The sequence below is a fragment of the Luteitalea pratensis genome, from assembly GCF_001618865.1.
GTDB lineage: Bacteria > Acidobacteriota > Vicinamibacteria > Vicinamibacterales > Vicinamibacteraceae > Luteitalea > Luteitalea pratensis.
This window is the reverse complement of record NZ_CP015136.1, coordinates 4,552,222-4,567,199: the sequence shown is the minus strand read 5'-3', so window position 1 is coordinate 4,567,199 and position 14,978 is coordinate 4,552,222. Positions and strand designations below refer to the sequence as shown.

Genomic DNA, 14,978 nt, shown 5'->3' with positions numbered 1-14,978 from the left:
CGCCCAGCCGTGTACATCGTCTCCCTCGCGCGGATGGCCATGACGGTTGCCGCCGTCATGCTCGCGCACCAGGTCGCAGGCAAGGCCGTGCGCGACGCGCTGTTTCTCGGCGCGCTGCCGGTCACCGCCCTGCCGCGTATGGTCATCCTGTCAGCCGTGCTGTCGGTGCTGGCCGTGCCGGTCTACTCGAACCTGCTCGCGAGGCTCGGGCCGCGCCGGCTGGTGCCGCTCGGGTTCATCCTCAGCGCCGCGGCCCACGTAGCCGAATGGGCATGGACCGGCACCGGCACCGGGACGGTGATTCCCGTTGTCGTGTACATCCACGTCGCCGCGTTCGGGGCGCTGTTGCTGTCAGGGTTCTGGTCCCTCACGAGCGAACTCTTCGATCCGCATTCCGCGCGTGAGCAGGTCGTTCGTATTGCCACCGCCGGCTCGCTGGGCGGCATCGTCGGTGGTCTCGCTGTCGAGCGGATCGGCGCCTGGGCGTCGACCGACACGGCGTTGCTGCTGCTCGCGGCGCTGCATGCAGCGTGCGCCATTGGCCTCTGGCCGCTCTGCGGCTCCGTGCGAGCTCGGACGCGTGCCCTGGCACCAGAGCCGGTGTTCGCGCTCAAGTCGTTCCAGGCGTCGCCGCAAGCGCGGGAAATCGCGATCCTGGTCATCTTCGGCACGGCCAGTGCCGCCATCCTCGACTACCTGTTGAAGTCACGTGCCGCCGCCGACTACGACAAGGGCCACCTTTTGCAGTTCTTTGCGATCTTCTACACGGTCATCCAGGTCGTCACCTTCGTCTTCCAGGCCTTCGCCGCCGTACCCGTGCAGCGTCGCCTTGGCGTCGGCCGGTCGGTGACCATGCTGCCGGTCGGCCTCGGCGTCGGCGCCATCGTGTCGGTGTTCTTCCCCTCGACGCCGGTGTTCGCGCTCGCGCGTGGCACGGAATCGGTCGTGCGGGGATCGCTGTTCCGCAGCGGCTACGAGTTGCTCTTCTCGGCCATGGCACCGAGTGAGAAGCGGCGGGTCAAGACTTTCCTGGACGTCGCGTGCGATCGCGCCGGCGACGCACTCGGCGCCAGCGTCGTGCAACTCCTGCTGATGACCGGGCCGCTGTTTGTGGTCAACGAGATGCTCGGCGTCGTGCTGCTCATGGCCGCGGCGAGCATCTGGATCGGCAGACGGCTGGATTCGATGTACCTGCGCAGTATCGAGCAACGGCTCGTCGATCAGGCCGCATCCGACGGACTCATGAGCATGGGCGACTTTGGCGGCCCCTCGCTCCTCAGCCTGGAAGTGCCGGTGGTGGAGACACCGCTCGCGCTCGAGGACGTCCGCCCCGGCCATCGCGAGCACGTGCCGGTCCAGGTGTTGCTCGACGAACCACTCGACCTGCTGCGGCAGCTCAGGTCCGGCGATCGCGAGCGCGTCATCGTCGCGCTCGAATCCGCCCAGACGTTCGAGCCGATCCATGTCTCCCAGACGCTGCAGTTGCTGGCGTGGGACGACGTGACCGCGCAGGTGCGACGGGCACTGGAGCGGACCGTCGAACGGCACGTGGGTCTGATGGTGGATGCGCTGCTCGATGGCGCCACCGACTTCGCCATCCGCCGTCGCATTCCGCGCATCCTCGTCGGCGCGCCGTCGCAGCGCGCGCTCGATGGCCTGGCGCTCGGCCTGGCCGACACTCGCTTCGAGGTGCGTTACCAGTGCAGCCGGGCGATGGATCGCATCCTCGTCGCCGACCCCTCGCTGCGCGTCGACGCGCCACGCATCTTCCAGATTGTCGAGCGCGAGCTGTCAGTCGCACGCCCGGTCTGGAATGGCCATCGGCTGCTCGATCAGTTCGAGAGTTCGGACGCGGTGATGTTCCTCGACGAACACCTGCGGGACCGTGCCAATCGCAGCCTCGAGCACGTCTTCTCGCTGCTCGTGACGGTGCTGCCGCGCGACCCCATCAAGGTGGCGTTCCGCGTCGTGCACACCGATGACCCGATGCTGCGGGGGTTGGCGCTGGAGTACTTGACCGGCGTGCTGCCCGAGAGCGTGCGCGTGCGCCTCTGGGACATCCTGGACGCCGGCTCCGGCCGGTCCGAAGGCAGTCCGACGTCCAAGACGGCCCTCGAGGAGTTGCTGCGCTCGCAGGATGGCCTGCTCGAGCAGCTGAACCGCCAGATCACACCGTCTTCCGGCGATGCTCCCGGGCAATCTGGCCCGCGACCGCCAACCACAGCACCGTCAGCCCGACGGTGAAGGCGGCAAAGGCGGCGACACTGGCGCCGAGGCTGGTACCCAACCGCACGATACCCGCCTGCGTGACGTCGCCGAGCCGCATGAAGAACGTGTCGATGGCCGCCTTGGCCTTGTACTTGGCCTCGCGCGAGGTGGGCAGGAACAACGCCTGCTTGACCGTGTTCTGGACCGAGTAGTCGGTGGCGTTCTCGAAGATCTTGAGCACCGAGACGACGGCGAGGACCGGCGCCACCATGATCACCGAGTAGTTCACGAGCGCGATGACCGGCAGCACGAACAGCGCGCCGCGCACGCCGAGGGCGCGCAGCAGGCGCGAGGTCACGAACAACTGCAGCAGGAACCCGAGCAGGTTGACTCGCCCGAAGAACGAGCCGTAGAAGGCGGCGATGAAACGGCGGCGCTCGTTTGCGAGCGCGTCGCCAGCGAAGAGTTCCATCGCCTGCGCGCTCACCAGCTTGCCGAGCACGAACTCGCCGGCGCTGTTGACCACGTTGAGTAACACCATCAGGACGGCAATCAGCAACAGGTAGCGGTCACTGAACACGAGGGCAAAGCCGTTGCGCCCGCCGATCGGGGCTTCGCTCTGATGCTGTCCAACCGGGTCCGCGCGCCGGACCTCGCGCCTGTTGACCACTACGATCATCCCGAAGCAGGTGGTCAGTAGGATTGCCGCGAGGATCATCAGCGTCCCCGGCTCGGCGGCGGTGCGCTTGACCAGCGCGCCTGCCGCCTCGGCCCCGAACCACGCCCCGAGCGAACTGCCGACGCCGATGAAGGCGAACAGACGCCGCCCCTGGCCTTCCGTATAGAGGTCGTTGGTGAAGGCCCAGAACTGCGAAATCGTGAAGACGTTGTAGATGCCGAGCCAGATGTAGAACGGCACGGCGATGACCGTGCCGGCGGCGTAGAGCGCGGCAAACGCCAGCAGGTTGACGCCGAGCAACGCCGTCGTCACGCCGATCAGTGGCACGCGCGGCATGCGCGAGGCGAGCCAGCCGTACGCTGGCACCACGCCAAGCAGCAGGACGGCCTGACCCGCTGACGAATACGCCTTCAGTTCGGCGCCGTTGTCGATGCTCAGGATGAGCGCTTCGCGTGCGGTCTTGAGCAGGTAGTAGCTGGCCAGCAACAGGAAGACCGTGCAGGTCAGGAGCAGGACCGACGCGCCCTCGCCGGATCGGACATCGGCAAAGAACGACAGGCCGCGTTCGAGCGCGCTCTTGGGCGTCTCGCCGACGGTCTGGAAATGCGGGAACGACTGGTGCGACCGAAGCTCGGGGTGCGAGACCAGCGTGCGAGGATCGTTCATCACCGGATCAGGCCGACGGGCGTCCAGCGGTCGCCGTCTCGGCGGAAGTAGAACGATACTGGCGTCTTCCAGTGCCGGTACTCGGGGTGGGTGGCGTGCACGCGGGCAGTCACGTAGCGCTCCTCTGCGAGTTCGACGGGCAACGGCGCTTCCGGCGCCGTGACTGTCAGGGCGCTGCCAACGGCGGTGTGCGTGCCGCTGTCGTTGTCGAAGCGCACCCACTGTACGTCATAACTCGTCGGTGGCTGGGTGACACCGGCGTCCACGGCCGCATTGGCAAACCGCAGGCGACCCTCCTCGAGCGCCGGCGAGACGAGCGGCGTCACCTTCGTCAGCCAGGCCCTCGCGATCAGATCGCGCCGGCCGATCAGCGCCTGCGCCACCTGCGCGGTCGCGGCCGGGTCGCTGTAGCGGCCCTGCTCGGCCAGCAGCTTCAGCTGCCCATCGGTGAAGGCGGCCACCCGGCGCGCGCCCCAGAACGCGTCGTCGGCGCGCATGTTGAGGAAGGCGGCGTTGGGGTACTCGGCCTTCCATTCCTCGGGCTCGAAGCCGTCGGCGGTGAACGGGCCGACCGATGGGTGATACGGCGCCATGTGCCGGCGCGCCCAGGAGGGCGCCCAGATGCCGATTGTCCACAGCACGCGCCATGCGGTCGGCGCGTCGAGCAGATACGACTGTCCCGATCGCGCCGTGTCCGGGCCCGTGGTGCCGCTGCCCATGATCGAGCCGAAGTCGAACATGTAGTGGCGCACGGCCGACTGACCGCCGTCGCCCTCGAGCATGTCCAGCGTGTTGTTGGCGCGCGAGTCGTCGTGGTTGACCCACGCCGCGAACACGCGCGCGGCGCGCAGCTCGCGACGATGCTCGTGCGGATAGATGTCGTTCGGGTCGTCGTGTCGCGTGCCGTAGTAGCGGAATTGGCCCGCGGGCTTGCCCGGCGCGAAGCGGCTCGCCAGCGCCCGGTAGGTGCCGTCGGGGCTACGTGCGGCGCGCCACAGGATGTGTTCCAGCGTCGTAGGCGTGAACGGCTTCCGGCGACCGTCACGGTCACGATAGGAGGCCTTCGGGTCGATCGTGATGTGCGCGGGATCGACGTAGACGATGTAGTTCTCGACGACGTGGTAGCCGAGCGCGTGATAGAGCAGTGTGCCGACCATCTCGGCGCCGGTCGCGAGCCCGGGATAGCCGGGCGGATCGAATTCGACCTGGTACAACTGCTTGTCGGAGGCGCCGCTGATCACGGCGCGGAAGCCGGGCTGCAGCCCCGTGTTCTTGCCGGCCACGATGGTCCATCCCGGCGCATGCAGGGCTTGCACAGAGTTCGGCCCGCGCACGAGATCCGTGTCGTCGATCGGCCGCTGGGTGATCCGGTTCTTGAACCAGCTCGAGTCCGGCACCTCGTCGAGGGTGTTGACGTTCATCGCGCGCACGTCGCGCTGGTCACCCTTGAGGGCAAACGTATTCTCGAGGAAGTCGTAGTACTGGCTCAGCTCCTGCGCCTTGACGCTGCTGGCATCGACCAGCATGTCGGAGTCGACCCACAGCGGATCGTCGGGCTTGAAATGCACGAACTGCGGTTCGTCGGCGCGCCACGCCCCGAGGAGCAGCAGGCAGGCGACTGCTGCGAGGGCGGCACGGCGAGGGGTGCGGGCGGCACGAGGCGCTGGCATGGACAATGTCAGAAGCTCGAGGCGAATCCGAAGATGAAGCGAACCGAGTCCTCGCCACCGAAGGCCAGATCAGCACGGAATGCCACGGCATTGCTGGAACCGAACCGGAGCCCGAAGCCGTAGTTGTCGCGCATGTCCTTCAGCGCGAAGTCGCTCCAGTCGGGGGCGACCTGGCCCGCATCGTAGAAGACGGCCGTCATCAGGAACGGGTTCACTTCGTAGCGGTACTCAGCCGACAACAGCAGCAGGCTGCGGTCGCGGAATCGCTGCCGCTCGTAGCCGCGCAGCGTGCGCGCGCCGCCGAGCGTCGGCATCACGTAGAAGGGCACCTGCGCCTGTCCCAGCCCGTCGGCGTGTTGCGCGAGGGCGCGCAGCGCCAGCACGCGACTCAGGTTCCAGAACGGGATGTAATGCTGCAACTCGATGCGCATGTCAGCGAAGCTGTAGGCTCCGCCTTCACGATCGTCGAACCGCCGCAACTGCGCCTGGTACAAGCCACCGCGTCGCGGATTGCCGGCATTGCGTGTGTCGATGGCGACCTCGACGTGCGAGGTGACGTACTCGGGCTGGAAGAAGAGTCCCGGCGCGCTCAGGTCGTCATATGCGCCCTGCGTGGGTGGCACGCTGCTCGATTCGGACGACTCCTTGATGTCGGGATTGGCGTAGCCGACGCCGGCCGACCCGGTGAGCCAGCGCGTCACGTGCACGCCCGCCGTCGCGTCTACCAGAGTGGCGGACAAGCCGAAGCTGGTCTTGTCGTCGAACTCAGAGTCGGGCCCCTGGCCGTAGAACCGCTGCGCCGCCTCGTGACGGCGCTGGACCCTGCCCGTCACGAACCCGGCCTCCCTTGGCAGGAAGGCGCGTGTCAACTCCACCTCGAACAAGTGAGACCTGCGGATCGATCCGAGGCCGCGCAGCGTGAGGACGCCAGCCGGTGTCGGCTGCCGATAGCCTCCGCCGAGGGTGAACCCGTTGCCTTCCCCGACGCCGCCGATTTGCGCGAACCAGCCGCGAGGCGGATTGAAGATGCGCGAAAGCAGCCGCGAGCTCTCGACGAAACCGAACGCCCGCTCGACCTTGTTGGGTGGAGGCGCGTCGGCAAGGGCCTCGGCCTTGGCGCGCCGCACCGCTTCGGCCTCCGCCGCCCTCGTCGGCTCGGCCTCCTGTGCCGCAGCCTGGCGACTGGTGCCCGCGAACAGGGTAGTCAGCAGGAGAGCCAGGCGTGCAGCCCTCCGGCCCCGGCCACGTCCCGCACCGGTCACAGGGAGCGCGGATCGTGGCGAACTGGATGTCCGGTCCGACATGAATGCCCCATTAGAGCAGAACCGCGCTGGGCTGCCTATTCGGCGCTCGTATTTCGCGCAAAAACCAGGGCCCTGGCGACAAAGATCGATATGTACATCCCTTGATGCGATCCACCTTGCAGACCAGCGGGGCGGGGCGTAGCGTGAGCCTTGACAGCACGGTTCATTCGTTTCGCCGACTCCCCGGAGAAAGCAGAGAACATGGCTGAAGGAGATCCACCTTTCCACCAACGGCATGGCAGGCGTCAGCAATGACATCGGTCATGCCAACCGTCACGACGGTCCGGTCGTTCGCGTAGCCATCGTCACATGGGCCCAGACCCATCGGCAGCTGCCGAGCACGAGATCCGGCGCGCCGGCGACGGACCGGGGTCGGTGGCCACAACTCAACCTCCGCGAGGAGCACATGGACCAGGACACTCCACCGAACAGGACGCCCACGGCCTGCAGGTCGCGCTGACCACGGATGCCGCGACAACGAGGCCCGAAGCCTCACGGCCGCTGCCGATGCCAGTGGCACCTGCCGTCAGCAAGACCCTGACCGTTCGAAACCAACGGGAAGGAGCCATTCATTTGCGGCCCGACGCGACTGACGCGTCGGGCCGTTGTCGTTTCCTGGGATATGAGTAGGTCTGCTCACCATCGTTACTGGACGTGCATTCGCTGGTGTTTCCTGTGCAACCGTGGCGTTGCAATCCAAGACAGAGTGCCGGTCGCGTGCTTCCCTTCGACCACGTGACCGGCCGTGTCGTGTTCGCGACAGGCTCGCGGGGATCCGCGGGTTCCAGCGATGTCGGGCCGGCCACGTGACGCACGATTCCGCTGCTCTCGCCGGAGGGCAGCGTCCTTGCAGGGGGGCACGATGAGCGGCCTCGTGGAGCGGCGTCCCGCAGACGGGCGCGCAACCCGATGGGCCCCGTGCACGACCATCACCATCCACGAGGAGTACGCCATGGCCGACATCACCCTCCCCCTGATTCCACTCGATTTCCTGGGATATGCCGATTCGAGTGCCCCGCTCTCCGTCGATATCTCGCCAGCTGCCCTGCATGTGCAGGCGGCCGACGATGGCGAAGATGAGCTGGACGAGGACGATGACCTCGAGGACGACGAGGACGACGAGGACGACGACGAGGACGAACTCGACGAGGACGACCTCGAGATCCTCGATGAGGACGAGGACGACGAAGACGACGAGGAAGAGGAGGAGGAAGAAGAGGAACTGGAGGCCTGAAGTGGGCCCCGAGGCACGTTGACGTGTGTCTGGTCGCGCCGGGCTGTCTCAGCCCGGCGTCCGGTCGCTGGGGATCATTCCGGGCTTGCCGCCATCCGTGCGCGCGCCAGGTCATGCAGGCCCATTGCCTCGGCGACGTACGCTTCGAGTTCCACTGCACGATGTTCCGACGTGTGGGCCGAGAGCACGCGGTCACGCGCCCGCTGGCCGATCGTGCGTCGTTCGGCGTCTGAGATGTCGAGGTACTGCAGGACGTCGGCCGCGCTCGAGGCCGGCAGGATTTCGACGTATGGCTCGAAGAAGTCCTCCAGCCCATCCCATGCATCGCTGATGATGGCGGCGCCGCAGGCCGCCGCCTCGAACAGCCGCACGCTCGGCGAGTGGCCGAGACGACGCATGTCGGCGCGCGTGAGATTGAGCGTGAACCGCTGCCCGCAAAAGAAGGCCGCGTGTGCGAGCGGCGGCAGGTGATCCACGCGGTCGACGTTCGCAGGCCAGTCGATAGTGTCGGGATACATCGGGCCGGCCACCGCGAAGCGCCCGGTCACGCGTTGCCTCGCCACGCCCAACAGGAGCCGCTCGACCGCCGCCTGCCGATCGGCGGCATAGGTCCCCAGGTAGCCGAGGTCCCAACGCGTCGGTTCGTTGACGGGCAGGTGCACACAGGGGTCAACCGAGCAGCAGAGCGCGTGCGCGCGGCGTGCCCCGAGAGACGTCAGTCGATCGAGCGCGGTACCGGCGGCGAAGGACAGCACCGTGTCGACCAGCCCGAGCTGGTCACGACGGACGTACTCGCACGACTGGTCCGCCTCGAGCCGCGACAGCGTGGTCGGCGTGTCGATGTCGTAGAACATCAGCACTCCGTTCGCATTGCGGCGCACCCAGTCCAGCACCGCCGCACCTTCCGGCACGAATGACCCGACGATGACGACATCGGCTGCCTGGATCGCGGAACGATACTGGCGTCCGAGGTCGTCGAGCGAGTCGTAGAACGCGACGCGCACGCTGTCCCAGTCGCGGAGGTCGCGGTGCGCCGCGTACCACGGCACGTCGCGCTCGAGGAACAGGACGTCATGCCCACGCCGCGCCAGCGCACCCAGGAGGCTCCGGTACGTCGTTGCGTGGCCATTGCCCCACGACGAACTGATGGACAGGCCAATCACGACGACATGACGATGCGTCAGCATGCAAGGGCTCCTGTGGGCATGGCACGAGCGGTTCGATGACCACCGGCCGCTCTGCAACTGACGTTCCGTGCATCGCCGGCCGCTGGAGCCGCCATGGGTTCGATGATTCCCTTGAAGAACCGTCAGCCGGTCGTGAGTCGTTCGCGGCCCGGGCGGGATGCGGACCTCCTGCCGCAGTCCCGTGCAGTCGTCGCAATAGACAACGCGGTGTCGGAGACGCGTACAGCCCGGCAAACCACCTGCTGTCGTGCGTTGCGGCGCGGTACATCGCTTGCAAGAGCGATCGTCGTGGACGAGCGATATCGGCTGACCGCGAAACGGCGGGCGTGCGCCGTGGAACCCCGACGTATCGGGACGGCCCCTGTTGCGGCGCGGCATCCCCTTGTGGGTCTGCGGGGTCGGCGTCCGTGACGAGGCACGATCCATCGTGACGCGACCGCTCACACGGGTGCTCGTGGTCGACCCGGAGCTACCCGAAGACGACGTCGTGGTGGCGGCCCTTGAAGCGCAGGGGTACGCCTTGCGACTGGTGCGAGAGGGCGCCGGCGGGGAGATCCAGTTGCGGTTGTGGCGTCCTCACGCGGTGCTACTCGAGCTGGTCCTGCCAGACGAGTCCGGACTCGACTGGTTGCGTCGTTGCCATGACGACCTGGGCCACGCCCCCGTGCTGGTTGTCACCAGGCATGCGACGGTGTCGCTTGCGGTCGAGATCCTTGGCGAGGGTGCGTTCACGCTGCTGGAGAAACCGGTCGACCCCGGGTCGTTGATAGAGCACTTGCGTCGCGCTCTGGCGCGGCGTGCCGCGTCGGTGGACGAGGCGAGCCGAGCTGAACTCGAGCCTGGCGCCGAGACCTTCGGCTCGCTGGTCTCACGGTCGGCAGGCATGCGTGACGCATTTCGCCTGGCGCGGGCGGCGGCGCCGACCGATGCCAACGTGCTCATCGTCGGGGAGAACGGCACCGGCAAGGAACTGATGGCCTCGGCGGTGCACGAGCACAGCTTGCGTGGCTCGCATCCCTTCATCCGATTGAATTGCGCAGCCATTCCCGCCGAACTGCTCGAATCCGAGCTGTTCGGTCATCGGCGCGGCGCCTTCACCGGCGCGATGGCCGACAAGAAGGGTCTGCTCGAGATCGCCCAGGGCGGCACGGTCCTGTTCGACGAGATCGCGGAAATGCCCCTGGCGCTGCAGGTGAAGCTGCTGCGGGTGTTGCAGGAGCGCGAGTTCAGGCCGGTCGGCAGCACCACGAGCCAGCGGGCGGATGTGCGCGTGCTCTGCGCGACCAACGTCGATCCCGACGAGGCGGTGAGGAGCGGCGCCTTGCGCGAGGACCTCTTCTTCCGCCTCAACACGATCGTGATCGATCTGCCTCCGCTCCGCGAGCGCGAGGGCGACCTTGCGTTGCTGGTGGTGCGGTTCATCGGGCAGTTCGCCGAACGGCATCGCCGGCACGTGAGCGGGATCGAACCGCAGGCGCTGCGAGCACTCGAGCGGCATCCATGGCCGGGCAACGTGCGCGAGCTCGAACACGTGATCGAGCGCGCGGTCATCCTGTGCATCGGCTCCGACATCCGCCTCGACGACCTGCCGGATACGGTGCGTCACCCGATGACGGTGTCGCGCCACGGGTCGATGCCGATCGGGCAGTCCCTGGAGGAGATCGAGCGACTGGCAATCGTGCAGACGCTCGAGCGCACGCGCGGCAACAAGCGGGCCGCCGCGGCGATGCTCGGCATCCACCGCCCGACCCTCTACAACAAGCTGCGGCGATACGGCCTGTGGCACGCCGAGCCGATCACCGCGACGGACGCGGAGGAGTAGCCGTCCGGTCCCACGCGCGCAGCCACTCGGCCACGCCCCACGCCTGGGCGATGCACCCGCGCGGCGCGTACGGTGCTTCGGCGTCGAACACTTCGCTCACCGATCCCACGCAGCCCTGATCGAGGTGGGCCAGCGCCGGCGCGACGAAGCGGCGGGCACCCTCCGCGTCGTCCGGATGGCGCGCCAGCCACGCATCGATGAAGGGGCCGATCAGCCAGCTCCACACGGTCCCCTGGTGATACGCCGCGTCGCGCGTACGCAAGTCGCCGAAGTACTGTCGCTTGTAGTCGGGATGCGCAGGCGAGAGTGACCTCAGGCCCACGGGCGTCAGCAGTTCGCGACGGACCGTCTCGAGGACGGCGTCCCAGTGCTGGGGCTCGAGCACGGGATGCCGAAGGCTCATGGCGAAGACCTGGTTCGGGCGGCAGGCCGGGTCGTCTCCTGATTCGCCGTCCACGACGTCGAACAGGCAGCCGCTGCCGTCGTTCCAGAAGCGCGCGTTGAACGTCGCCCGGACCTGCGCGGCGTACTCGGCGAGGCCGTCCGCGTCGGCGTCATGGTCGCCGCCCCGGAGCCATCCCGCGAGCAATGACACGGCGTTGTACCAGAGCGCGTTGATCTCGACCGCCTTGCCGCGACGCGGCGTGACCACCCATCCGTCGACCTTGGCATCCATCCACGTGAGCTGGTAGCCCTCCGCGCCCTGCCGCAGCAGGCCATCGGCCGGGTCCACGCCGATCCCGAAGCGCGTGCCCTCGCGATGCGCGTCCACGATCCGCCGCAGCGTCGGCAGGAGTTCACGCAGCAGCAGGTCGTCGTGCGTGTACCGGTGGTACCGATCGACGGCGTGGAAGAACCAGAGGGTCGCATCGGCGGTGTGGTACAGCCCTTCCTGCCCACCCTCTGGGAACATGTTCGGAATCAGGCCGTCACGCACGTGGTAGGCGAACGTACGCAGGATATCGCGTGCCTCGTCCACGCGGCCGGTGCACAGCGTCAGCCCTTCGAGGGAGATCATCGTGTCGCGTCCCCAGTCGGTGAACCAGTGATAACCGGCGATCACCGACCGCGCGTGGCCGCCGCTGGCCTCGGCGCGGACCTGGTCGTGCGTGCGCGAGATCGGCGTCATGAGGAACTGATCGGCCGCGAGGACGAGTTCGGCGCCGACTCCGCTCCGTACGGCTGGACGCGCCATGCAGAGCAGGCGTGCCCTGCGGGCGCGCTCCATCGCGCGGGCACCCTCGGGGTTCACGGCAGACAGCATGTCCCAGGACTCGGCCGATGCGATCACCGTGACGGGCGTGCCCTGCAGGAGATCGGTGCGAAAGCGGCCGGGGCTCCAGAGCGGCCCGGCGAAGTCGTACCCACGGCGTTCCTCGACCAGGTAGCGCACGTCGTGGATCGCCTGGTCGTCGAGCGAGAACCCGCCTGTCGGCGCGTGCAGCACCAGGCGCAACGCGGGCCGCTGTTCGTCGGCCGCGACCTCGATGCGCTGGCCGCGGACGCTGACGGTGTAACCGTCGACGGGGGAGCGGTCGACGGGCGCTTCGTGCGGCCGGAAGCCGACGATGGGGCGAAGCGAGAGGCGCACGCGCCTCGCGCCATCCAGCAGTCGATAGGTCACGTGGACGGTGTTCTGCCCGTGTGGCATCAGCAGCGACTTCTCGATGACGGCACCGTTGACGACGTAGCGCCAGACCGGCAATCCCGCCTCGAGCCGGAACTCCTCCAGGTAGCGGCCTGCTTCGGCCTGCGCGAGTTGACCGGTCGTGCCGTGCAGGCCGAGCCACTCGCGATGCCCATCACGAAACGTGAGGCGCTCCTCGAGATGCGTGAGCAGCATCTGGCGCCCGAGCGGCGACGGCAGCGCCGCGACGAGCAGGCCGTGGAAGCGGCGCGTCAGCGCACCGGTGACGGTACCGGACGCGTAACCGCCGAGCCCGTTGGTGACGAGCCACTCACGGCTGCCGTGTTCTTCGAGCGTGGGCGTCTCGCCAGCGACGAACGGAACCCGCCGCACGAGCGGCACCAGTTCGGACAGCAGGTCGGGAGCGTGGATGGAAGTCGTCATGCAGGGTCGTCCTCGGTATGCGCGGCCTGCATCACGACCAGTGCGTGGCCCGACACCGGCCACCGGCCCGGCGACCAGGACATCTCGCCCTGTCCGCCATACATGAATGCTTCGCTCGACCACCGCGGTTGCCAGGTGCGACCCGCAGGCGGCGCGATGAGCGGCTCGGAGAGTGACGCGACATCACGATCCGCGCCGGCATTGAACAGCAACAGCCAGTCGGCATCGTTGTCGCCAAAGTAGCGGAGCAGGAGCAGCGTGGCATCCGGGGCAGCGCCGTCCAGGACATGCGCGCCGTTGCAGCGGGGACGGTCACATCGCAGGCCGAGCAGATCGCGGTGCAGCGCACGCCACGCCGCCTGATCCGCATCATGCGGATCGCGATGCAGCTGGCACTGCCGGAACGACGCGGCCTCGTGCGGCGCCGCGCGCGCGGCAGCCACGGCCGGATCTCTCAGGCGCTCGAACTGATCGAGGAATTCCCGGCGTCCCTTCGCCACGTGGTCACGGAGTGGCGCCTGGTGGTCGGCGAAATAGACGAACGGCCGACGCGACCCGAACTCCTGGCCCTGGAACAGCATCGGCATCGCGGGCAACAACAGCAGCAGCGCCGTCATGGCCCGCAGATCGGCGGGACGAGCGAGATCGACGAGCCGCCGCCCGCGGTCCGTATTGGCGACCTGGTCGTGATTCTCGAGGAAGTGCACGCAGGTGCTGCGTGGAAGGCGGAGGCCCGGCGTGCCCCGTGGCGCCTTCTGCCACGAGTAGTGCTGCCCCTGGAAGAGCACGCCCCACCGAGCGCACGCGAGCCATTCGCTGGCGACGCCGCGATAGTCCGTGAAGTAGGCCTCGTGTGTCCCGACGAGGGTCATGCGCGTGGAGTGGTGGAAGTCCTCGTTGTACATCGCATCGAGTCCGTAGCCGCCCACCTCGCGCGGCTGCACGAAACGCGCATGCTGCGGTTCGTTCTCGGCCGTGACGAGCACGCGCCTGCCACCAGCGGCCTCGCGCGCGGTTCGCGCGATTGCGGCGACGAGATGCTCTGGCGACGCATCGAAGATCTGTTGCGTGGCATCCAGACGGAACCCGTCGACGTGGAATTCACGCACCCAGTACGCGACGTTGCTGAGGACCCATTCACGTACCGGTTCGGAGGCGGGGCCGTCGAAGTTCAGTGCGTCGCCCCATTCGTTGTCGTAGCGGTCGGTGAAGTAGTCGCGTGCGAAGACGCGCAGGTAGTTGCCGTCCGGTCCGACGTGGTTGTAGACGACATCGAGGATCACCGCGAGACCGGCGGCGTGCGCCCGGTCGACGAAGTGGCGCAGGTCGTCCGGGCGTCCATAGAGGTGCGATGGCGCGAACAGGCCGACACCGTCGTATCCCCACCCGAACGTGCCCGGGAATTCTGCCACCGGCATGACCTGGAGGACCGTGATCCCGAGAGCCGCGAGGTCGTCCAGGTGCGCCTCGGCGGCCGCATACGTGCCTTCCGGCGTGAAGGTGCCGACGTGCAACTCGTACAGGATCGGGTCACGGGTGAGTCCGGCCCAGTCATCGTCACGCCACGCATACGAGGCGGGATCGATGACTTCCGACAGGCCGTGAGGACCCTGCGGCTGCGACCGCGAGGCCGGGTCGGGATACACCGTGGCGTCATTCCCGAGCAGGAAGCCGTACCGGCTACCTGCGTGGCCAGGCACTTCGGCCGAAAAGTAGCCGCCCGGTTCGGCGCGCAGCTGCCAGTCGTGGGCGTCCAGCCGCACCGACACACTTGCGTGCGCGGGCGCCCAGACGCGCACGTGCACGCAAGACCGTGCAACGACGTCCGCGCCGATGGGGAGCCGTCGCGCGGCGGCGACCGGGGCGCTGGAGGCGCGGTGGAGGCGGCCGGCGGGTTCCTGGAGGCGAGAGGACTCGACCATGGCTGCCGGTTTGGCAAGGGCCGTGCCTGAGGTGCCAGCTTGCCGGGTCGATGGATTTCGTCACAGCGGTTGCCCGTGAACTCGAGCACGCCTGTAGGGCAGCGCGGCAGGTAGTCTCAATCGCAGACACAACCGGCCCGCGGCGGGAGCCCTCAGCAATCGCGGATGCCTGCGCCGAAGGGCGCGGCGCCGAAGCCGGCTGAAGGCCCCCGCCC

The 14,978-nt window shown here is 67.9% G+C and carries 9 protein-coding genes; 3 read left to right on the top strand and 6 right to left on the bottom strand.

The features are described 5' to 3' along the window. Positions 1-9 precede the first annotated feature (9 nt). Positions 10-2,244 carry a hypothetical protein gene (locus LuPra_RS18865; RefSeq protein WP_110172183.1) on the top strand — a complete coding sequence of 745 codons (2,235 nt, stop codon included), beginning with the start codon at positions 10-12 and terminating at the stop codon, positions 2,242-2,244. Here the strand turns inward: LuPra_RS18865 and LuPra_RS18860 are convergent. Genes LuPra_RS18860 through LuPra_RS18850 form a run of 3 tightly spaced genes read right to left on the bottom strand, consistent with a single transcriptional unit; the run spans position 2,168 to position 6,485 of the window. After that, positions 2,168-3,553, bottom strand: a complete 1,386-nt coding sequence (locus tag LuPra_RS18860; protein ID WP_110172182.1) for an NTP/NDP exchange transporter — start codon at positions 3,551-3,553, stop codon at positions 2,168-2,170. The two genes, LuPra_RS18865 and LuPra_RS18860, sit on opposite strands and share 77 nt — an antisense overlap. After that, positions 3,553-5,223 carry a hypothetical protein gene (locus LuPra_RS18855; RefSeq protein WP_110172181.1) on the bottom strand — a complete coding sequence of 557 codons (1,671 nt, stop codon included), beginning with the start codon at positions 5,221-5,223 and terminating at the stop codon, positions 3,553-3,555. The genes LuPra_RS18860 and LuPra_RS18855 overlap by 1 nt, the downstream gene beginning before the upstream one ends. A gap of 8 nt (positions 5,224-5,231) precedes the next feature. Next, positions 5,232-6,485, bottom strand: a complete 1,254-nt coding sequence (locus LuPra_RS18850; protein WP_157899390.1) for a BamA/TamA family outer membrane protein — start codon at positions 6,483-6,485, stop codon at positions 5,232-5,234. A 994-nt stretch (positions 6,486-7,479) separates the two neighbouring features. Here LuPra_RS18850 and LuPra_RS32060 point away from each other — a divergent pair. Next, on the top strand, positions 7,480-7,761 hold the full coding sequence (locus LuPra_RS32060; RefSeq protein ID WP_157899389.1) for a hypothetical protein: 282 nt from the start codon (positions 7,480-7,482) through the stop codon (positions 7,759-7,761). 74 nt (positions 7,762-7,835) lie between these two features. On the opposite strand, the gene LuPra_RS18840 is transcribed toward LuPra_RS32060, so the two are convergent. After that, positions 7,836-8,948 (bottom strand): CgeB family protein, encoded by a 1,113-nt coding sequence (locus LuPra_RS18840; protein WP_110172178.1) that lies wholly within the window; start codon positions 8,946-8,948, stop codon positions 7,836-7,838. A gap of 427 nt (positions 8,949-9,375) precedes the next feature. Between LuPra_RS18840 and LuPra_RS18835 the strand changes: the two genes are divergently transcribed. After that, complete coding sequence (locus LuPra_RS18835; protein WP_157899388.1) at positions 9,376-10,770, top strand: sigma-54 dependent transcriptional regulator; 1,395 nt, start codon at positions 9,376-9,378, stop codon at positions 10,768-10,770. Here the strand turns inward: LuPra_RS18835 and LuPra_RS18830 are convergent. Further along, positions 10,745-12,841, bottom strand: a complete 2,097-nt coding sequence (locus LuPra_RS18830; protein WP_110172176.1) for an amylo-alpha-1,6-glucosidase — start codon at positions 12,839-12,841, stop codon at positions 10,745-10,747. The genes LuPra_RS18835 and LuPra_RS18830 overlap by 26 nt on opposite strands. Then, the gene (treZ, locus tag LuPra_RS18825) at positions 12,838-14,763 is read right to left on the bottom strand and encodes a malto-oligosyltrehalose trehalohydrolase (RefSeq protein ID WP_110172175.1); all 1,926 of its coding nucleotides are present in this window, start codon (positions 14,761-14,763) and stop codon (positions 12,838-12,840) included. The genes LuPra_RS18830 and treZ overlap by 4 nt, the downstream gene beginning before the upstream one ends. Positions 14,764-14,978 lie beyond the last annotated feature (215 nt).